Origin of the sequence: Streptomyces clavifer, from assembly GCF_036345975.1 — a bacterium.
GTDB lineage: Bacteria > Actinomycetota > Actinomycetes > Streptomycetales > Streptomycetaceae > Streptomyces > Streptomyces clavifer.
Genome location: NZ_CP107793.1, coordinates 4,868,163 through 4,887,933 on the forward strand (window position 1 = coordinate 4,868,163; position 19,771 = coordinate 4,887,933).

A 19,771-nucleotide genomic window follows, 5' to 3' on the forward strand; every position below is an offset into this window, starting at 1 on the left:
CGCCCCCCGCACCGGGCAACCGGACGGTCAGGCAGCACTTCTCTGGATAACAACCGACAGGTAGGTGCACAGAGCATCATGAATCCCATTCGATCGCGTTCCGCACGCGCCATAGTCATCGCGGCCGCTGCCGGCTCGCTGGCGCTCACAGGCTGCTCGTCCAACGACAGCGGCAAGGACGCCAAGGACCAGTCCAAGTCCAAGCAGGACGCCGCGTCCCAGTCGAAGCCTGTCGTGTACGGCGACGCCGGTGCCTCGACCGGCCCGGCGGCCGAGGTCCCGGGCGCCAAGCCCGGCGGCACCATCAACATCTACACGCAGTCCGACCTGTCCCACATGGACCCGGGTCAGATCTACGTCAGCGACGCGGGTCAGTTCGCCAACCTGGTCCACCGCAAGCTGACGAACTACCAGGAGGACGACAAGGGCAACCTGACGGTCGTCGGTGACATCGCCACCGACGCCGGCAAGTCCTCCAACGACGGCAAGACCTGGACGTACACGCTGAAGGACGGCATCAAGGACGAGGATGGCAACGCCATCACCTCGGCCGACGTCCGTCACACCATCGAGCGTCAGTACTCGAAGGTCATCTTCGACGGCCCGTCCTTCGTCCAGACCTGGCTCTCGGGCTCCGACTACCGTAAGGCGCTGCCGGACGGCCCGTACAAGGGCAAGCACCTGCCCGACAGCGTGCTCTCCACGCCGGACGCCAAGACGGTCGTCTTCAACTTCGACAAGCCGCGTCCGGACCTGCCGCAGGCACTGTCCATGGCCGGTTACGCCATCGTGCCCGAGAAGGCGGACACGAAGGAGAAGTACGACAAGGCTCCCAAGTCCCTCGGCCCGTACAAGATCGCCGAGCACAAGCCCGGCAAGTCCCTGAAGCTGGTCAAGAACACCAACTGGGACGCGAAGACGGACGCCGTCCGCCACCAGTACGTGGACGGTTACGACTTCACCACCACGATCGACCAGCCCAGCCAGACCAAGCGTCTGATCGCCGACCAGGGCGAAGCGAAGAACGCCATGCAGTTCACGGACTCCGTGGACCCGGCCCAGACGTCGACCGTGATCGGTGACGCGGCGGTCAACAAGCGCACGATCAAGGGTTACCAGCCCTACGTGTGGCAGATGAGCTTCAACCTGGACCGCCTCAAGGACAAGAAGGTCCGTGACGCGATCACCTACGCGATCCCGAACCAGTCCATGATCCAGGCTGACGGTGGCAAGTACGGCGGCGAGCTGGCCGGCGGTCTGTTCGCGCCGACCCTGCCGGGCTTCGACGCGACGTACGACCCGTTCGGCAAGCTGAAGAAGCCCAACGGTGACCCGGCGAAGGCCAAGGCGCTGCTGAAGGAGGCGGGTGTCGCCGAGGGCACGAAGCTCACCTACGCCTACTCCAACACCCCGCGTGGCCAGAAGCAGATGGTCATCATCAAGGACGCGCTGGCCAAGATCGGCTTCGATGTCCAGGCCAAGGAGATCGACCGCGCGACCTTCTACGAGCAGATCGGCAAGATCGACAACGGCTTCGACCTGTACATGACCGGTTGGGGCCAGGACTGGGCTTCCCAGTCCACGGTCGTCACCCCGGTCTACGACGGCACCCTGGTCGCCGACGGTCAGCCGAACTACTCCCACATCAACGACCCCCAGGTCAACAAGCTGATCGAGGAGGCCCTGGTCCTGGAGCCGGAGGCCGCGGCCAAGAAGTGGGAAGAGGCGCACAAGCGCATCGTCGAGGAGATCAACCCGGCTGCTCCGGTCTACTACTCGAAGCAGCTCCAGCTCTTCGGTTCGAACATCGGTGGCGCTCGCTACAGCACCAACTCGAGCTACATCGACATCAACCGTCTGTACCTGATCCAGCCGTAACCCTGATCAACGGCTGATCCACGGGGGTGCGCGCCAGGCGGAGCGCACCCCCGTGGACCCCCCACCCTTACAACCCGCCGCTTCCGAAGAGAGCAGCCTCCCGCGATGCTTCAGTTCCTCGTCCGCAGGTTGATCGGCGCAGTCGTCATCATGTTCCTGATCGGCGCCTTCACGTTCTTCCTGTTCTACACAGTCCCCCAGGACTTCGCCCAGCTCTCCTGCGGCAAGAACTGCTCGCCGGAGAACATCGCGGTCATCCGCGAGAACCTCGGCCTCGACAAGCCCATCACCACGCAGTTCTGGGAGTTCATGCGCGGTATCGTCGCCGGCCGTGACTTCGCCGTCGGCCACTGCTCGGCTCCTTGCCTCGGACAGTCCTTCGACACGGGCGACTTCGTGTGGGACTCGATCATGGACCGCTTCCCGCTGACGCTGTCGCTGACCGTCGGTTCCCTGGTGATCTTCCTCGTGATCGGCCTCGGCTCGGGCATGCTCGCCGCCTGGAAGCGCGGCACCGTCGTGGACAAGGCTGTCAGCGGCGCGTCGATGGTTCTCAGTTCTTTCCAGATCTACTTCCTCGGCCCGATCGTCCTCGGCATCTTCGTCTACAGCACGGGCTGGATGGACAATCCGAAGTACGTCCCCTTCCTCGAAAGCCCGATCGACTGGGCCGTCGCCCTGCTCATCCCGTGGGCCGTCATGGCGACGATCTTCACCGCCCAGTACACTCGAATGTCGCGCTCCACGATGATCGAGCAGCTCCAGGAAGAGCACGTCCGCACCGCACGCGCGAAGGGCATGCCCCAGAGGTACGTCTTCTTCCGCTACGCCTGGCGTGGCTCGCTCGCCCCCATCGTGACCATCCTCGGCATGGACCTCAGCGGGCTGCTCGCCGGTGGTGTCGTCACCGAGTTCACCTTCGACCTCGCGGGCATCGGGCGTCTCGCCGTCGATTCCTCGATGTCCAAGGACCTTCCGGTGACCATGGGCGTGATGCTGTTCGGAGCCTTCTTCATCCTGCTCCTGAACATCGTCGTGGACCTCGCTTACGCCTACATCGACCCGCGCGTGCGCCTCGCCTAGGAGAACGACCGTGACCACACTGACCAAGACCGAAGACACTCCGGCCCCGACCGGGCCCGAGGCCTTCCTCTCGGTACGCGACCTGCGGGTGCGGTTCTCCACCGAGGACGGCATCGTCAACGCGGTCGACGGACTCTCCTTCGACGTCGAGCGTGGCAAGACGCTCGGCATCGTGGGTGAGTCGGGCTCCGGGAAGTCCGTGACCAACCTGGCTGTTCTGGGTCTGCACAACCCCCAGAGCTCCAAGGTCGAGGGCGACATCATCCTCGACGGCCAGAACCTGACCGCGACCTCCGAGAAGCAGATGGAGAAGATCCGCGGGAACAAGGCCGCGATGATCTTCCAGGACGCCCTGACCGCGCTCTCGCCGTACTACACGGTGGGCCGCCAGCTCAGCGAGCCGTTCCGCAAGCACACCGGCGCCTCCCGCAAGGAGGCGAAGGCACGGGCCGTCGAGATGCTGACCAAGGTCGGCATTCCGCAGGCCAACATGCGCTTCGACGACTACCCGCACCAGTTCTCCGGCGGTATGCGTCAGCGCGTGATGATCGCCATGGCGCTGATGTGCGACCCCGAACTGCTGATCGCCGACGAGCCGACCACCGCGCTCGACGTGACCGTGCAGGCCCAGATCCTGGACCTGCTCAAGGACCTCCAGCAGGAGTTCGGGTCGGCGATCATCTTCATCACCCACGACCTGGGAGTCATCGCCAACATGGCGGACGACCTCCTGGTGATGTACGCCGGACGGGCGGTGGAGCGCGGCAGCGTGCGCGAGGTGCTCCGGGCTCCCGAGCACCCCTACACCTGGGGACTCCTCAGCTCGATGCCGCGCCTGGGGGGCGACATCAACGAGGCGCTCCTGCCGATCCCCGGCTCCCCGCCGAGTCTCCTCAACCCGCCCTCGGGCTGCGCCTTCCACCCGCGTTGTGCCTTCACCGACAAGGTGAGCGGCTCGCTGTGCAGTGGCGAGCGACCGTCGCTGGGCGACGGGCGGGCCTCGGCCTGCCACCTCACGCCGGAGCAGAAGCAGACCATCTTCATCGATCACATCAAGCCCCGGCTGGGCTAGGGAGACGCAGAGACAATGAGTGAGAACGTCACTCTGCCTGAACAGCAGGGTTCCACGGATGCGGTTCGTGAACGACGCGAGCTGCTGTCCGTCGAGGGCATGGCCATGCACTTCCCGATCTACGGAGGCTTCCCCTTCAAGCGCAAGGTCGGCGCCGTCAAGGCCGTCGACGGGATCGACCTGAAGGTCTACGAGGGCGAGAGCCTGGGTCTCGTCGGGGAGTCCGGCTGCGGAAAGTCGACCACCGGCCGGATGATGACCCGGCTGCTGGAGCCCACCGGCGGAAAGATCGTCTACGACGGCAAGGACATCACCCACGCCGGTCGCAAGCAGCTGGCGCCCATCAGGTCCGAGATCCAGATGATCTTCCAGGACCCGTACTCGTCGCTGAACCCGCGGCAGACCGTCGGCACCATCATCAAGAGCCCGATGGAGGTCAACGGCATCAAGCCCGCCGGGGGCCGGGAGAACCGGGTGCGGGAGCTGCTGGAACTCGTGGGTCTCAACCCCGAGCACTACAACCGCTTCCCGCACGAGTTCTCCGGCGGCCAGCGCCAGCGCATCGGCGTGGCCCGTGCCCTGGCGCTCCAGCCGAAGCTGATCATCGCCGACGAGCCGGTCTCGGCCCTCGACGTGTCGATCCAGGCCCAGGTGGTGAACCTGCTGCAGAAGGTGCAGAAGGAGATGGGCATCGCCTTCGTGTTCATCGCGCACGACCTGGCGATCGTGCGGCACTTCTCCGAGCGCGTGGCCGTGATGTACCTGGGCAAGATCGTGGAGGTCGCGGACCGCGACTCCCTCTACAACCGGCCCCGGCACCCCTACACCCACGCCCTGCTCTCGGCCGTTCCGGAGGCGAACCCCGACGGCGAGAACAGGGAGCGCATCCGGCTCGAGGGGGACGTGCCCTCGCCGATCTCGCCCCCGTCCGGTTGCCGGTTCCGTACCCGCTGCTGGAAGGCGCAGGACAAGTGCGCCACGGAGGAGCCGCCGCTCGTGCAGATCTCCGGCAGCAGGGAAGGCCACCTGACGGCCTGCCACTTCCCGGAGGACCCCACGATCGAGAAGCGTGGCGAGGACATCATCCTCGACCCGGCACTGGCACAGCTGGAGGACAGGGCGGTCGAGAAGTAGAGCAGCCGGGCTCCGGTGGAGCCCGGCCGTCGCGTGACCGCGAGACCGCGGCCTTCGCGCTGAACGTGTTTTCCCTCATGGGGACGCACGCTCAGGGCGAAGGCCGCTTCTTCGTGCCCGGCCCACCGAGCGGCCGTCAGTCCCGCCGCATGCGTTCAAAGGCGGTCGGACTCGGCCGGTGGGGGAGGAAGTCCCTGATCAGGTGTGCGCACTCCAGCGGGCTCGCCCGGCTGGTGTCGCACTCGACGTCGTAGACGCCGTGGGCGTGGACACGGTCGAACTGGCGGGCGGCCAGTCCCTCCGGGCGGTCGCCCCGTGCCCGCTCGCGGCGTTCCAGCTCCGGCAGGGGGCAGTGCACTCCGACGAGCACGACGTCCCGTGGAGCGAACAGGTCCCGGCAGTCGTGAAGCCGCCACGGCTCGCTCAGGACGTGATCCACGACGACGTTGTTGCCCGCCGCGGCCATGCCGGCCACGGCGCGGTGGAACCCCCTCCAGGTCTTCCCGAGGGTGACGTGGAGCTGGTCCGGGGTGAGCTCCGGCCGGGACCGCATGGCGTGGAACGCGTCCACGGACATGTGGAACCACGGTGCGTCCAGGACTGCCAGGAGCTCCCCGGCGAGGCTGGACTTGCCCGAGCTCGAGGTGCCGTTCAAGAAGACGATCAATCCGCCGGCGGCTTCTCCGGACTCCGGTGCGCTCGCCGAGCCCGGGCCGGGGAACGGCGGAGCCGGTATGTGCTGCCCCGTCATGGGTGCCCTCCGGACCGCTCGTCGACAGCAGGGGAGCCTACCGTCCGCCGCCTGCCACGTGCGGCGGAAGTAAACATGCGAGTGAGGTGCAAATGGGGTGATATAAGGCATTGAGTCACTCAACGGACCCCTAGGAGGCACTCCATGCGCGGAGCCACACACGCCAGGTGGGCCGCATGCGCGGTCGCCGTCGCCCTGGCGGCGACGGCCTGCGGCGGCGGGGACAGCGGCGGTGGCAGCGGTGGCGCCGACGGGATCGTGAGCTCTTCCTGGGGTGACCCGCAGAACCCGCTGGAGCCCGCCAACACCAACGAGGTGCAGGGCGGCAAGGTCCTCGACATGGTCTTCCGCGGGCTCGTGCGCTACGACTCCAAGACCGGTGAGGCGAAGAACGAGATCGCCGAGAAGATCGAGTCGCAGGACTCGCAGAACTTCACCATCACCATCAAGGACAACTGGACCTTCAGCAACGGCGAGAAGGTCACCGCGAAGTCGTTCGTGGACGCCTGGAACTACGGCGCGGCGCTGAAGAACAACCAGAAGAACGCCTACTTCTTCGCCTACATCGACGGTTACGACCAGACCCACCCCGAGACCGGCAAGGCCACCGCCGACACCCTCTCGGGCCTCGAGGTGGTCAACGACACGACCTTCAAGGTCAAGCTGTCGCAGAAGTTCTCGCTCTGGCCCGACACCCTCGGCTACGCGGCCTTCGTGCCGCTGCCCAAGACCTTCTACTCCGACCACGAGGCGTGGCTCGCCAAGCCCGTCGGCAACGGCCCGTACACCATCGACGAGTACGCCAAGGGCTCCTCGATGAACCTGCGCAGGTGGGACGACTACCCCGGCCCGGACAAGGCGCAGAACGGCGGGATCGACCTCAAGGTCTACACCGACAACAACACGGCCTACACCGACCTGACGGCGGGCAACCTCGACCTCGTCGACGACGTGCCCGCCTCCCAGCTCAAGAACGTCGCGGGGGACCTGGGCGACCGGTACATCAACACCCCGGCCGGCATCATCCAGACGCTCGCCTTCCCGTTCTTCGTGAAGGCGTGGGACACCCCCGACGCGGTCAAGGTCCGCCAGGGCCTGTCGATGGCGATCAACCGTCAGCAGATCACCGACCAGATCTTCCAGAAGACCCGCACCCCGGCATCCGACTGGACCTCCCCGGTCCTCGGTGCGGAGGGCGGCTTCAAGAAGGGCCTCTGCGGCTCCCCGTGCGAGTACGACAAGGCGCAGGCGAAGAAGCTGATCGACGAGGGCGGCGGCATCCCCGGCGGCCAGCTCAAGATCTCGTACAACGCGGACACCGGCTCCCACAAGGAGTGGGTCGACGCCGTCTGCAACAGCATCAACAGCGTCATGGGCAACAACAAGGCGTGCGTCGGAAGCCCCGTCGGAACCTTCGCCGACTTCCGCAACCAGGTCTCCACCCAGAAGCTGACCGGTGCCTGGCGTGCGGGCTGGCAGATGGACTACCCGCTCATCCAGAACTTCCTGCAGCCGCTGTACTACACCAACGCCCCGTCCAACGACGGCAAGTGGAGCAACGAGGAGTTCGACGCGCTGGTCAACAAGGCCAACGCCGAGACCGACAAGGCCACGGCCGTCAGCACCTTCCAGGACGCGGAGAAGGTCCTCGCCGAGCAGATGCCCGTCATCCCGCTCTGGTACCAGAACGGCAGCGCCGGCTACTCGGACCGGGTCGAGAACGTCGCGCTGAACGTGTTCAGCGTCCCGGTGTACGACCAGATCAAGGTCAAGTGACCCGCTGAGGCCGGGTGGCCGGTGCGGCGTGCCCGCACCGGCCACCTGGCTTTCCGGTCCCCGGACGGGGACCGCGCCGTCCGCCCGTTCGCCCCAACCCCCGGAGCCCCTCATGGGACGTTATGTGATCCGGCGGCTGCTGCAGATGATCCCCGTCTTCTTCGGCACCACGCTGCTGATCTTCCTCATGGTGAACGTGATGGGCGACCCCATCGCGGGCCTCTGCGGCGACCGCCAGTGCGACCCCGCGACCGCCGCCCAGCTGCGCACCGAATTCGGCCTCGACAAGCCCGTCTGGCAGCAGTACCTGACCTACATGGGCAACGTCTTCACCGGCGACTTCGGCACCGCGTTCAACGGGCAGAAGGTCACCGAGCTGATGGCCACCGCCTTCCCCATCACCATCCGGCTCACCCTCATCGCGATCGTGTTCGAGGTCGTCATCGGCATCACCCTCGGCGTCGTGACCGGCCTGCGCCGCGGCCGGCCCGTCGACACCGGCGTGCTCATCCTGACCCTCGTCGTGATCTCCGTACCGACGTTCGTCACCGGCCTGCTGCTCCAGCTCCTCCTCGGCGTGGAGTGGGGCATCATCAAGCCGTCCGTCTCCCCCCAGGCGCCGGTCGACGAGCTCATCGTCCCCGGACTCGTGCTGGCCTCCGTGTCGCTGGCCTACGTCACCCGGCTCACCCGGACCTCGATCGCGGAGAACGCCCGCGCCGACTACGTCCGTACCGCCGTGGCCAAAGGGCTCCCCAGGCGCCGGGTGGTCGTACGGCACCTGCTGCGCAACTCCCTCATCCCGGTCGTCACCTTCATCGGTACGGACGTGGGCGCCCTGATGGGCGGGGCCATCGTCACCGAGCGCATCTTCAACATCCACGGAGTCGGCTACCAGCTCTACCAGGGCATCCTGCGCCAGAACACCCAGACCGTCGTCGGGTTCGTCACCGTCCTGGTGCTGGTCTTCCTGGCGGCCAACCTGATCGTCGACCTCCTCTACGCCGTACTCGACCCGAGGATCCGCTATGCCTGAGCAGCAGCCGTGGGACGACGCGAGCGGGAGCGGGGCGATCTCGGGGGCCGGCGCGGGCGGGGCGATGGACCTCGCGATGGACGAGGGCACCACGCTGGAGAAGACACCCGGCGGTCCCGAGGGGACCGGGCCGGCCGGCAAGCCGCGCAGCCTGTGGTCCGACGCCTGGCGCGACCTGCGCCGCAACCCGGTCTTCATCATCTCGGGGCTGGTCATCCTGTTCCTGGTGATCATCTCGATCTGGCCGCAGCTGATCACCGACCTCGACCCGCTCGACTGCGACCTGGCCAAGGCCCAGGAGGGCTCCCAGCCCGGCCATCCCTTCGGCTTCGACGGACAGGGGTGCGACGTCTACACCCGTACCGTCTACGGGGCGCGCACCTCGGTCACGGTCGGCGTCTGCTCCACCCTCGGCGTCTCCCTGCTGGGCGGCGTACTCGGCGGCCTGGCCGGCTTCTTCGGGGGGACGTGGGACGCGATCCTCTCCCGCGTCACGGACGTCTTCTTCGGCATCCCGGTGGTCCTCGGCGGTCTGGTCTTCCTGTCGGTGGTCACCAGCTCCACCGTCTGGCCGGTGATCGGTTTCATCGTGCTGCTGGGCTGGCCCCAGATCGCCCGCATCGCCCGCGGATCCGTCATCACCGCCAAACAGAACGACTACGTCCAGGCCGCCCGGGCGCTGGGCGCCTCCAACGGCCGGATGATGCTCCGGCACATCGCGCCCAACGCCGTCGCCCCCGTCATCGTCGTCGCGACCATCGCCCTCGGCACGTACATCTCGCTGGAGGCGACCCTGTCGTACCTGGGCGTGGGACTGAAGCCGCCGACCGTCTCCTGGGGCATCGACATCTCCGCCGCCTCCCAGTACGTCCGCAACGCCCCGCATATGCTGCTGTGGCCCGCAGGTGCGCTGGCTGTCACGGTGCTCGCCTTCATCATGCTCGGCGACGCGGTGCGCGACGCCCTCGACCCCAAACTGCGCTGAGGAGCCCGCTGCCATGTTGCTCGAAGTGCGCGATCTGCACGTGGAGTTCCACACCCGGGACGGGGTGGCCAAGGCCGTCAACGGGGTCAACTACTCGGTGGCCGAGGGCGAGACGCTCGCCGTCCTCGGCGAGTCGGGTTCGGGCAAGTCGGTCACCGCCCAGGCGATCATGGGCATCCTCGACATGCCGCCCGGAAGGATCAGCGGGGGCCAGGTCCTCTTCAAGGACCGCGACCTGCTGACGCTCAAGAACGAGGAGCGGCGAAAGATCCGCGGCCAGGAGATGGCCATGATCTTCCAGGACGCGCTCTCCTCGCTGAACCCGGTGCTGAGCGTGGGGCAGCAGCTGGGCGAGATGTTCGTCGTCCATCGCGGGATGTCCCGCAAGGACGCGAAGACCCGCTCCATCGAGCTGATGGACCGGGTGCGCATCCCCGCGGCCAAGGAGCGGGTCGGGAACTTCCCGCACCAGTTCTCCGGCGGCATGCGCCAGCGCATCATGATCGCCATGGCGATGGCGCTGGAGCCCTCGCTGATCATCGCCGACGAACCGACCACCGCCCTCGACGTGACGGTCCAGGCCCAGGTCATGGAGTTGCTCGCGGAACTGCAGCGCGAGCTCGACATGGGCCTGATCCTGATCACGCACGACCTCGGCGTGGTGGCCGACGTCGCCGACAAGATCGCCGTGATGTACGCGGGCCGGATCGTCGAGACCTCACCCGTCCACGACATCTACCGGGCCCCCGCCCACCCGTACACCAAGGGCCTCCTCCGGTCGATCCCGCGCCTGGACCAGAAGGGCCAGGACCTCTACGCGATCAAGGGGCTGCCGCCCAACCTGCTGCACATCCCGCCCGGCTGCGCCTTCCACCCCCGCTGTCCGATGGCCCAGGCCGTGTGCCGCACGGACGTACCGCCGCTGTACACCGTGGACGAGAACCGCCGGAGCGCCTGCCACTTCTGGAAGGAGACGCTCGATGCCCGCTGAGGACCCGAGCCGTCGGGACGGCACCGCCGGGGGCTCCACCCTGGTCTCCGAGGCGCGCGAGAGCATCGCCGCGCGGCCGTACGCGGAGGGCGAACCGATCCTGGAGGTGCGCGGCCTGGTCAAGCACTACCCGCTGACCCGGGGCATCCTCTTCAAGAAGCAGATCGGCGCGGTCAAGGCCGTCGACGGGGTGGACTTCGACCTGGCGGCGGGCGAGACGCTCGGCATCGTGGGGGAGTCCGGCTGCGGCAAGTCGACCGTCGCGAAGATGCTGGTGCACCTGGAGCCGCCGACCGGAGGCGTGATCCGCTACAAGGGCGAGGACGTCACCAAGCTGTCCGGCCGGGCTCTGAAGGCCGTGCGCCGCAACATCCAGATGGTGTTCCAGGACCCGTACACCTCGCTGAACCCGCGCATGACGGTCGGCGACATCATCGGGGAGCCGTACGAGATCCACCCCGAGGTGGCGCCCAAGGGGAGCCGGCGGCAGAAGGTGCAGGACCTCCTCGACGTCGTGGGCCTGAACCCCGAGTACATCAACCGGTATCCGCACCAGTTCTCCGGCGGCCAGCGCCAGCGCATCGGCATCGCCCGCGGCCTCGCCCTCAACCCCGAGATCATCGTGGCCGACGAGCCCGTCTCCGCGCTCGACGTGTCGGTGCAGGCCCAGGTGGTCAACCTGCTGGACCGGCTGCAGGGCGAATTCAGTCTGAGCTTCGTGTTCATCGCGCACGACCTGTCGATCGTCCGGCACATCTCCGACCGGGTCGGCGTCATGTACCTCGGCCGCATCGTCGAGATCGGCACGGACGAGGAGATCTACGACCACCCCACGCACCCGTACACCCAGGCACTGCTGTCGGCCGTCCCGGTGCCGGACCCGACGGCCCGTGAGTACCGCGAGCGGATCATCCTGCACGGCGACGTGCCGTCCCCGGCGGCGGTCCCTTCCGGCTGCCGCTTCCGCACCCGCTGCTGGAAGGCGCAGGAGCGGTGCGAGCTGGAGGTGCCCCTGCTCGCCGTACCCGCGGTGTTCCGGGACACGGACACTCCGGCCAGGCACGACTCGGCCTGCCACTTCGCCGAGGAGAAGCGCGTGGTGCCGCCCGAGGGAACGCTGGAGACCCCGGAACCGCAGGACGCGCCGAAACCCCCTCGTGCCGCGCCGTCGCCGGATGCCGCGCCGTCCCCGGACACGCCCTCCCCGGACAGGAGGGAACCGGGGGAGGAGGACCGGTGAAGGGGCATCACCTTCGTTAACGCGCGGGCAACGTGTCCGTCGTCGCTCCGATATACGGACGCCCCACCATGATGAGCGTACGGCCGTGCGGGTGCCGTGAACCGGCCGGGGCGATTCATCACGTCGCCCCGGCCGGTTTCCCGTTCCCCCGTGCCCCCGGGGCCTCTTGTCCATCGGCACGGGGCGGTGGAGTATCGCTGGGGTGATACTCACACGGGGAGCCGGAATCACCGGAGCGGTGCTGTGCGCCGTGCTCGGAGCCGTCGTCGCGGGCTGGATCGTGCGTGACGTCCGGGCGGTCGGTGAACCGCTGGAGCTGCTGCGCTTCTGGGCCGGATACGCCGACGCGCGCCCGGAAGCACTGCCCGCGACCTCGCAGGGCGACCCGGTGCTGCTCGCCGTCTACGTCCTCACCGCCTTCGCCGCTCTGCGTTCCCCGGTGGCCGCGTCGGCACTGGTGGCCGCCGGTGTGGTCACGCTCGCCCTGCGGCTGCCCGGACTCTGGACGATCAGCGCCTCCTGGAGGGACGGCCAGTACGCCGACGAGCTGCGCACCCGCGCGCTGATCGGCACCTTCGTCGCCCTCGCCGCCGCCCTCGCACTGGTCATCACCGGCGCCGCGGGACGCAGGCAGCCCGTGGACCTCGACGAACCGCGGCCCACCCGGCCCGGGCGCGGGGCGTCGGTCGCCGTGTTCCTGGTGCTCGGTGCGGCGGGAGCGGTCCTGATCGCCTGGGAGATCCGCCAGTTCGTCACGCTCCCCTCCGCCTTCTACCCCGACTGGTTCACCGGCGGGGGAGCCGTCCGGTCGGGGCTGACCGACCCGCCACCGGGCTGGAGCAGCGTGGCACTCGCGGTGCTCTGCCTGGTGGTGGCGTTCACCGCGCTCTTCCGCGCCGTCCACGCCCGGCCGTTCGGCATGATCGCCGCCGGATTCGTACTGGTCTCGGGGTGCCTCGGGATCGCCCGCGCCGTCCACCACGGCATGCTCGACGACTTCGGCGGCCTGGGGACCGAGTACCAGCTCCTCGTCCTCACCTCGTTCTTCCTCGCCCTCGCCGGGGTGACCGGGCTCCTCGCGCTGTCCCGGAAGGGTCAGGAGGACACCGACGGAGGGAGTCAGGGGTACGGCGGCTACGGCTACCCGCCGAGCGCCGGATACGGCTACCCGCCGTCCGCCGGATACGGCTACCCGCCGGCCGGGACGCCCGGCTACGGCTACCCGCCCGCAGCTCCGCCCGGCCACGGCCACCCGCAGCAGGGCCCGCCCGGCGGCCCGGGGCAGTTCGGCCCTCCGCCGCCCTCGTCCCCGCCGCCGGGCTGGTGACGGCGCCTATGCCCGCGGCAGTCCCAGCGACCGCCTGAGGAAGTCCACCTGGAGCAGCAGCAGATTCTCGGCGACCTGCTCCTGCGGGGTCATGTGCGTCACCCCGCTCAGCGGCAGCACCTCGTGCGGCCGCCCCGCGGACAGCAGCGCCGACGACAGCCGCAGCGCGTGGGCGACGACCACGTTGTCGTCGGCGAGGCCATGGACGATCATCATCGGCCGCACCGTCCCGGCCGGCCGGGACAGCCCCTCGTCCGTCACCAGGGCGTTGTCCGCGTACACCTCGGGCCGTGCCGCCGGGTCGCCGAGATAGCGCTCCGTGTAGTGGGTGTCGTACAGGCGCCAGTCGGCCACCGGCGCGCCGACGACGGCCGCGTGGAAGACGTCGGGTCGACGCAGCACCGCGAGCGCGGAGAGGTAGCCGCCGTACGACCAGCCGCGCATCGCCACCTTCGAGAGGTCCAGCGGGAAGCGCTCCGCCAGTGCGTGCAGGGCGTCCACCTGGTCGTCGAGGGTCAGGACGAAGTCGTCCCTGATCGCCTTCTCCCAGCCGGGCGAGCGTCCGGGTGTGCCCCGGCCGTCCGCGACGACCACCGCGAAGCCCTGGTCGGCGAACCACTGCGAGGTCAGATGCGGGTTGTGGGCGGCGACGACCCGGCGGCCGTGCGGCCCGCCGTACGGATCCATCAGGACGGGGAGCGGACCGTCGGATTCCACATAGTTCGTGGGGAGCAGTACGGCGCACGGAATTCGCCGTGCGCCCCCCTCGGTCAGCCGCACCCGTGCCGTCAGGACGGGTTCCTGGGCGAGGTTCGCGACGGTGGCGATCCGCCTGCCGTCCCGCACCACGCGCACGACCGATCCGGGATGCTCCGGGGAGGCCGAGACCAGCACGGTCACGCCGCCCGCACGCACCGCGGAGTGCACTCCCACGCCCTCGGAAACGCGCTCCACGCCCAGCTCGTTGACCCGGTACACATGGGTCTGGCCGGTCTCCGGGTCCGGCGCCTTCCCGCCTGCCGTGGCCGACACCAGAATGTCCGAATCCCCGATGTCCAGCACCGACACGACGTGCAACCGGGGCCCGGTCAGGAGCCGGTCGCCGACCGAGAGCACCCGTGCACCGCCCTCGTCGGCGATCCGCACGAGACGCCCGTCCGGAGCCCACGCGGGCACCCCGGCGAAAAGATCGAGCCAGATCTCGTCCTCGTCGGCGTGCACGGTGCGGGTCGCCCCGCTCTCCGTGTCGACGGCGAGGTGCAGCTGGCTGCGCTGGTCGCGGGCCTGCACCAGGAGCAGCGGGGCGCCGTGCGCGGACCAGTGCACGCGGGCCAGGTACGGGAAGCGGTCCCGGTCCCAGACGACCTCGGTGCGGCCGCCGTCCAGGTCCGTCACGAACAGCCGCACCTCCGCGTTGGCCGTTCCCGCGGCCGGGTAGCCCACCTCGGCGGGCCTGCTGCCGGGGTGGGCCGGATCGGCGATCCACCACCGCTGTACGGCGCTGTCGTCGACGCGGGCGACCAGCAGGCGGTCCGACTCCGGCGACCACCAGAAACCGCGGTAGCGGCTCATCTCCTCGGCCGCCACGAACTCGGCGAGACCGTAGGAGGTGTTCGGGTCCTCCGGCTCGGCGACCGCGCGGTCCCCGTCGCCCTGGGCCCCCACGACCCGCAGGGCGCCCCGCGTGACGTAGGCGACGAGCCGCCCGTCGGGGGAGGGGCGCGGATCGATCACCGGGCCCGGCACCGGCAGGGCCCGTGCGGTGCCGGCCGACAGCTCGGCCACGTACACCTTGCCGGAGAGGGCGAACGCCGCCAGCTCCACCGCGTCGTCCACCGCGTAGCCCACGATGCCCGCCGAACCGTCCCGGACCCGCTCGCGCCGGGCCCGCTCCTGCGGCGACAGCTTCTCCGCCGAACCGCCCAGCAGCGCCTCGGGATCGGCGGCCACCCGCTCCTCGCCGGTCCGGGTGTCCAGCACCCGGAGCCGGTTCGTCCGGTCGGTGCCGGAGTCCGAACGCAGGAAGACCACCCGCGTCCCATCCGGTGAGACGGTGAACGCGCGGGGTGCGCCGAGAGTGAACCGCTGGGTCCGGGCGTGCTGACGGGGAAAAGACAGCTTCTGCGAGGTCATGGCACCGAACCTAGCCCGCGTCGTACCGGTCCGTGCGCCCCTCGTGCTGCTGTGCCCCGATCAATGCGTTGGCACGGATAGTTATGATCCGTAGCGCTCGGTGGGTATGAACCTGCTGGCTCCATGTGTGCTGCCCGTCCCGACCGTACTGATGGAGGTGAACCGCCGTGGCACTCTCGATTTCGGCGGTGGTGCTGCTGGCGATCGTCGTCTTCCTGCTGATCCGGAAATCCGGACTCAAGGGCGGACACGCGGTGGTCTGCATGTTGCTCGGCTTCTACATGGCGAGCTCGTCGATCGCCCCGACCATCTCGGAGGTGACGTCGAACGTGGCAGGCATGATCGGGGGCATCAAGTTCTGACCGGCACGCCGGGCACCCGGACCCGCGCGGGGTGCCCGGACCGGGTGTGCCGGACGCGCGCGGGGTGCCCGGGCGCCGCCCCTTCCGTGGGGCGGTCGGTCCGTGCGGTGTGGGGCTCGTAGGCTGGTCCCATGAAGGACCTTCCCGCCCGCCGTCTGCTGCTGGTGCACGCGCACCCCGACGACGAGTCGATCAACAACGGCGCCACCATGGCCAGGTACGCGGCCGAGGGCGCCCACGTCACCCTGGTGACGTGCACGCTCGGCGAGGAGGGCGAGGTCATCCCACCGGGCCTCGCACACCTCGCCGCGGACCGGGACGACACCCTGGGCGCCCACCGCGTCGGTGAACTCGCCGCCGCCATGCGGGAGCTCGGCGTCACCGACCACCGCTTCCTCGGCGGCCCCGGCCGGTACCGCGACTCCGGGATGACGGGCACCGAGCAGAACCACCGGCCCGGCGCCTTCTGGGCCGCGGACCCGGACGAAGCGGCCGGCCACCTCGTCCAGGTGATCCGGTCGGTCCGCCCGCAGGTCCTGATCACGTACGACCCCGACGGCGGCTACGGCCACCCCGACCACATCCAGGCGCACCGCGTCGCGATGCGCGCGGCCTCGCTGGCCGCCGATCCCGCGTACGGCGAAGGCTCCGGGGACCCGTACGCGATTGCGAAGATCTACTGGAACCGGGTGCCCCGCTCCGTGGTCGAACAGGCCTTCGCGCACCTGCGGGACACGGCCCCGGACGCCTTCCCGGGCATCGCCGCCATCGACGACGTGCCCGGTGTGGTGGACGACGCCCGGATCACGGCGGAGATCGACGGCGCGGCGTATGCGGCGGCGAAGACCGCCGCGATGCGGGCACACGCCACCCAGATCGCCGTGGACGGTCCGTTCTTCGCCCTTTCGAACGATCTCGGGCAGCCCGTCCTCACCACCGAGTACTACGAACTGGTGCGGGGGTCCGCGGGCGGGGACGATGGAGCCCGGGAGCACGACCTCTTCGCGGGCGTGCCGGACGCGGCGGGCGCACCGGGGGTACGGACATGAGCAGCAGGCAGGGACAGCGCGCCTCCTCGCGGGCGCCACGCACCAACGCCCCTCCCAGGGGCCCGGCGTCCACCGGCCTCGCCGCACCCCCGAACCCGCGGCGCATCGCCCTGTACATCGGTCTCGCCGTGCTGGGGGCGGTCGTGGGGATCGCGGGCACGCTGGTCCAAGGAGCCCTGTTCCCGGGAGGGTTGCTGCTCGCGCTCGCCGCGTCGGCCGGACTGTTCCTCGGGGGCCGGGTGCTCACGGGGACCCAGCTCGGCGCGCTGGCACCGGCGGTGGGCTGGTTCATCGCGCTCGTCGGCCTGCTCGGCGGGCGGCCCGAGGGGGACTACGTCTTCGGCGACGAGATCGGTCTGACCCTCTTCATGCTCGGGGGGATGGCCGTCGCTGTGATGTGTGCCACCCTGTCCCGACTGTCTTATCCGGCCACCGGCACCGGTCGATCCGGCACGTGATGTGCTATGACCCCTCCCGGATTGCGGTCCTGGGGAGGGGTGGGTGCATCCTTGTTCCCTGCGGGCGCGCAGAGTCGCGCGGCGGCGGCCAGTATGGTGGTGCGCGCGCCGAGCCGTCCCCTGGCCTGCGGCATGGGGGAAGTACGGGCGGCGGAGCCAATCGGGAGAACCTGCTTTGAGTCGTGAAACTGACAGTTCGTCCTCCGGGCCCCAGGGGCGCGGCGGAGCCGCGTACCCGTCGGGGACGCCGCCGTACGGATCACGCCAGTATCCGTCGCTGCATCCGTCCCAGGACGGACCGGAGGGAACTCCGGAGCCTGCGGATCCGCCTCAGCCCGAGGAGCCCAGAACCGAGACGACGCTGACGACGCGTATCCGGATCAACATCCCGGGTTCCCGTCCGATCCCCCCCGTCGTCATGCGTACGCCGATGAGTGACACCGACGCGGGCCGTCCGGACGCCGAGCGCACCGGCAGCACCCCGAGGCCCGGCGCGCCCGCGCTGCCCTCCGGTGCGGCACCCGGTGCCGGCGAGCGCGGCGGAGCCCGTCCTGAAGCGAGGGACGACGCCCCCGCGGCCGAGGCCTCTGCGGACAAGCCGGCCAGGGAGAAGAGCGGCAGCGACTGGTTCGCGCCGCGCAAGGCCCCGCCGGCCGGTGCCGCGGGTGCGGCAGCCCTTCCCGGCCCGCCCGCCGCGGGTGGCGGCCCGGCGCCGGTACCGGGCCGTGCCGATCCGCCGTACCACTCCGACGGCCCGCAGCAGCCGGGCGACCGGAGTGCCCTCGACGAGTTCGGGACGGACGGTCCCGGCGACCGGCGGAGCACGCCGAACCTCGGTGTGCGCACACCCGGCCCCTCCGGGCCCACCACGGGCCCGGTCACCGGGAGTTCGCCCCTGACGCCGAACCTCGACGTGCTGACCGGCAGGAGCAGGCCGGCCGGCCCCGGTGGTCCCGGCGGGCCCACGGGTCCCGGCAGTCACTCCGGTCCTGGCGGCCCCTCAGGTCCTGGCGGGCCGTCGTCCGGGCCCCGGCCCGGCGGCCCCGCGGGCGCCGGTGGCGTACCGCCGCGGTTGTCCGACGACACGGCGATCCTGACGCCGCAGACCGCCGTGCCCGGTGCCGGAGGCCACGTCTCCGGTGACACGCTCACCAGCGGCATCCCCGTCATCCCGCCGGAGTCCCGCTCGCCGTTCCCCGGTGGCCCCGGTGCCCCCGGCGGCCCGCGCGCCGACCTGGGCGGCCGGCCCGACGGTCCGATGGGCAGCGGCCCGATGGGCAGCGGCCCGGGCACCCCGGCGTCCGCTCCCGCTCCCCGTCCGGAGCCGAAGCCCGCGCCGCCCGCCAAGAAGGGCCGCTCCAAGCTGGTCCTGCTGGGCGTCGGTGTCTTCGTGGTGCTCGGCATCGCCTACGGCGCCGGACTGCTGATGAACCACTCCGAGATCCCCAAGGGCACCACCGTCCTCGGCGTCGACATCGGCGGCGGCACGAAGGAGGAGGCGGTCGGCAAGCTGGAGTCCGCCCTCGGCAAGCGCGCCCAGGCACCCCTCCAGCTGTCCGTGGACGGCAAGGAGGAGCAGCTCGTCCCGGACAAGGCCGGTCTCACCCTGGACAGCCAGGAGACCGTCCGCGGCGCCGCGGGCAGCGACTACAACCCGGTCTCGGTGATCGGTTCCCTGTTCGGCGGGGCACGCTCGGCCGACCCGGTGATCCCCGTGGACGAGGAGAAGCTCGGCGTCGCACTGACCGACCTGGCGGGCATCTCCGGATCGGCCAACGACGGCACGATCCGGTTCGAGCCCGACAAGGCCGTGCCCGTGCCCGGCAAGACGGGGAAGGCGCTGGACGTCAACCGCTCGATCATCTCCGTACGCGACGCCTACCGCGCGCAGGTCCAGACGGGCAAGGCGGCCGTGGTCGAACTGCCCGTCGCCGAGACCGAACCCACCATCGACCAGGCCGAACTGGACCGGGCGATGAAGGAGTTCGCCGAGCCGGCGATGTCCGGACTCGTCACGATCAAGGCCGGACCCAAGGCGATCGACTTCGGCCCGGCCAGGTCGCTGCCGCAGATCCTTTCCATGAAGCCGGTCGACGGCAGGCTGGTCGAGGTCTACGACAAGAAGGCGATCGAGACCCTGCTGGACGGCGTCTTCGACGGCGTCATGATCACCAAGGGCGACGGCAAGCAGCACCCGGTCAGCGCCGACGACGTGGCGCACGCGATGCAGACCGCGCTGCTCGGCAAGACCCCCGCCGAGCGCACCGTCGCGATCGACCTCGGCGGCACGGGCTGACCGGCAGCCCCTCCACCGCACGACCGCCCCTGTCCGGATCCTCCGGACGGGGGCGGCGTCGTTGTGGCCCGGATACTCCGCGGCCGTCGTGGCGCGGGGGCGCGCCTGGGCGGGAGGGGAGGGACTCCGTGCGTCAGGGGCCTCGGTCGTTCACCGGTGTGCGCGACAACCGGCAGCCGCAGCCCGGCGGTGACGGCCCG

16 protein-coding genes are annotated in these 19,771 nt (G+C 69.8%); 14 read left to right on the forward strand and 2 right to left on the reverse strand.

All coding sequences use genetic code 11. The annotated features are described in order from the left end of the window. The first annotated feature begins 78 nt into the window (after positions 1 to 78). The 4 genes from OG927_RS21430 (at position 79) to OG927_RS21445 (ending at position 5,167) form a co-directional block, all read left to right on the forward strand. On the forward strand, positions 79 to 1,878 hold the full coding sequence (locus OG927_RS21430; RefSeq protein ID WP_056793903.1) for an ABC transporter substrate-binding protein: 1,800 nt from the start codon (positions 79 to 81) through the stop codon (positions 1,876 to 1,878). Between the two features lie 105 nt (positions 1,879 to 1,983). Continuing rightward, positions 1,984 to 2,961, forward strand: coding sequence for an ABC transporter permease (locus OG927_RS21435; protein WP_056793905.1), 978 nt, complete (start codon positions 1,984 to 1,986; stop codon positions 2,959 to 2,961). A 10-nt stretch (positions 2,962 to 2,971) separates the two neighbouring features. Then, complete coding sequence (locus tag OG927_RS21440; protein WP_056793907.1) at positions 2,972 to 4,033, forward strand: ABC transporter ATP-binding protein; 1,062 nt, start codon at positions 2,972 to 2,974, stop codon at positions 4,031 to 4,033. 15 nt (positions 4,034 to 4,048) lie between these two features. Further along, positions 4,049 to 5,167 (forward strand): ABC transporter ATP-binding protein, encoded by a 1,119-nt coding sequence (locus OG927_RS21445; protein WP_056793909.1) that lies wholly within the window; start codon positions 4,049 to 4,051, stop codon positions 5,165 to 5,167. A gap of 136 nt (positions 5,168 to 5,303) precedes the next feature. Here the strand turns inward: OG927_RS21445 and OG927_RS21450 are convergent, their stop codons facing one another. Then, complete coding sequence (locus tag OG927_RS21450) at positions 5,304 to 5,918, reverse strand: chloramphenicol phosphotransferase CPT family protein (RefSeq protein WP_330320640.1); 615 nt, start codon at positions 5,916 to 5,918, stop codon at positions 5,304 to 5,306. Positions 5,919 to 6,062: 144 nt separating this feature from the next. Between OG927_RS21450 and OG927_RS21455 the strand changes: the two genes are divergently transcribed. The 6 genes from OG927_RS21455 to OG927_RS21480 all read left to right on the forward strand — a co-directional run bounded on the left by OG927_RS21455 (position 6,063) and on the right by OG927_RS21480 (position 13,273). After that, a complete protein-coding gene (locus OG927_RS21455) occupies positions 6,063 to 7,694 on the forward strand; it encodes a peptide ABC transporter substrate-binding protein (RefSeq protein WP_124281255.1) in 1,632 nt (543 codons plus the stop codon). A 112-nt stretch (positions 7,695 to 7,806) separates the two neighbouring features. Continuing rightward, positions 7,807 to 8,730 (forward strand): ABC transporter permease, encoded by a 924-nt coding sequence (locus tag OG927_RS21460; RefSeq protein ID WP_056793916.1) that lies wholly within the window; start codon positions 7,807 to 7,809, stop codon positions 8,728 to 8,730. After that, a complete protein-coding gene (locus tag OG927_RS21465; RefSeq protein ID WP_056793918.1) occupies positions 8,723 to 9,715 on the forward strand; it encodes an ABC transporter permease in 993 nt (330 codons plus the stop codon). Before OG927_RS21460 ends, OG927_RS21465 begins: the two co-directional genes overlap by 8 nt. Before the next feature lie 13 nt (positions 9,716 to 9,728). After that, the gene (locus OG927_RS21470; RefSeq protein WP_056793920.1) at positions 9,729 to 10,706 is read left to right on the forward strand and encodes an ABC transporter ATP-binding protein; all 978 of its coding nucleotides are present in this window, start codon (positions 9,729 to 9,731) and stop codon (positions 10,704 to 10,706) included. Beyond that, a complete protein-coding gene (locus tag OG927_RS21475; protein ID WP_330320641.1) occupies positions 10,696 to 11,946 on the forward strand; it encodes an ABC transporter ATP-binding protein in 1,251 nt (416 codons plus the stop codon). The genes OG927_RS21470 and OG927_RS21475 overlap by 11 nt, the downstream gene beginning before the upstream one ends. A 202-nt stretch (positions 11,947 to 12,148) precedes the next feature. Next, complete coding sequence (locus tag OG927_RS21480) at positions 12,149 to 13,273, forward strand: hypothetical protein (protein ID WP_330320642.1); 1,125 nt, start codon at positions 12,149 to 12,151, stop codon at positions 13,271 to 13,273. A 6-nt stretch (positions 13,274 to 13,279) separates the two neighbouring features. On the opposite strand, the gene OG927_RS21485 is transcribed toward OG927_RS21480, so the two are convergent. Next, a complete protein-coding gene (locus OG927_RS21485) occupies positions 13,280 to 15,406 on the reverse strand; it encodes an alpha/beta fold hydrolase (protein ID WP_056793923.1) in 2,127 nt (708 codons plus the stop codon). 167 nt (positions 15,407 to 15,573) lie between these two features. Between OG927_RS21485 and OG927_RS21490 the strand changes: the two genes are divergently transcribed. The 4 genes from OG927_RS21490 (at position 15,574) to OG927_RS21505 (ending at position 19,571) form a co-directional block, all read left to right on the forward strand. After that, on the forward strand, positions 15,574 to 15,768 hold the full coding sequence (locus OG927_RS21490; protein ID WP_056793925.1) for a DUF2304 family protein: 195 nt from the start codon (positions 15,574 to 15,576) through the stop codon (positions 15,766 to 15,768). 131 nt (positions 15,769 to 15,899) lie between these two features. Continuing rightward, positions 15,900 to 16,817 (forward strand): N-acetyl-1-D-myo-inositol-2-amino-2-deoxy-alpha-D-glucopyranoside deacetylase, encoded by a 918-nt coding sequence (gene mshB / locus OG927_RS21495; protein ID WP_056793927.1) that lies wholly within the window; start codon positions 15,900 to 15,902, stop codon positions 16,815 to 16,817. Then, positions 16,814 to 17,275 (forward strand): DUF6113 family protein, encoded by a 462-nt coding sequence (locus OG927_RS21500; RefSeq protein WP_056793930.1) that lies wholly within the window; start codon positions 16,814 to 16,816, stop codon positions 17,273 to 17,275. The genes mshB and OG927_RS21500 overlap by 4 nt, the downstream gene beginning before the upstream one ends. 175 nt (positions 17,276 to 17,450) lie before the next feature. After that, entirely contained in the window at positions 17,451 to 19,571 is a 2,121-nt protein-coding gene (locus tag OG927_RS21505) for a hypothetical protein (RefSeq protein ID WP_330320643.1), read from the forward strand. Positions 19,572 to 19,771 lie beyond the last annotated feature (200 nt).

Bases quoted from the DNA above. Each gene is read 5' to 3' on its own strand.
- OG927_RS21430 (WP_056793903.1), top strand. From the start codon at position 79: ATGAATCCCATTCGATCGCGTTCCGCACGCGCCATAGTCATCGCGGCC.
- OG927_RS21435 (WP_056793905.1), top strand. From the start codon at position 1,984: ATGCTTCAGTTCCTCGTCCGCAGGTTGATCGGCGCAGTCGTCATCATG.
- OG927_RS21445 (WP_056793909.1), top strand. From the start codon at position 4,049: ATGAGTGAGAACGTCACTCTGCCTGAACAGCAGGGTTCCACGGATGCG.
- OG927_RS21450 (WP_330320640.1), bottom strand. From the start codon at position 5,918: ATGACGGGGCAGCACATACCGGCTCCGCCGTTCCCCGGCCCGGGCTCG.
- OG927_RS21455 (WP_124281255.1), top strand. From the start codon at position 6,063: ATGCGCGGAGCCACACACGCCAGGTGGGCCGCATGCGCGGTCGCCGTC.
- OG927_RS21460 (WP_056793916.1), top strand. From the start codon at position 7,807: ATGGGACGTTATGTGATCCGGCGGCTGCTGCAGATGATCCCCGTCTTC.
- OG927_RS21465 (WP_056793918.1), top strand. From the start codon at position 8,723: ATGCCTGAGCAGCAGCCGTGGGACGACGCGAGCGGGAGCGGGGCGATC.
- OG927_RS21470 (WP_056793920.1), top strand. From the start codon at position 9,729: ATGTTGCTCGAAGTGCGCGATCTGCACGTGGAGTTCCACACCCGGGAC.
- OG927_RS21475 (WP_330320641.1), top strand. From the start codon at position 10,696: ATGCCCGCTGAGGACCCGAGCCGTCGGGACGGCACCGCCGGGGGCTCC.
- OG927_RS21485 (WP_056793923.1), bottom strand. From the start codon at position 15,406: ATGACCTCGCAGAAGCTGTCTTTTCCCCGTCAGCACGCCCGGACCCAG.
- mshB (WP_056793927.1), top strand. From the start codon at position 15,900: ATGAAGGACCTTCCCGCCCGCCGTCTGCTGCTGGTGCACGCGCACCCC.
- OG927_RS21500 (WP_056793930.1), top strand. From the start codon at position 16,814: ATGAGCAGCAGGCAGGGACAGCGCGCCTCCTCGCGGGCGCCACGCACC.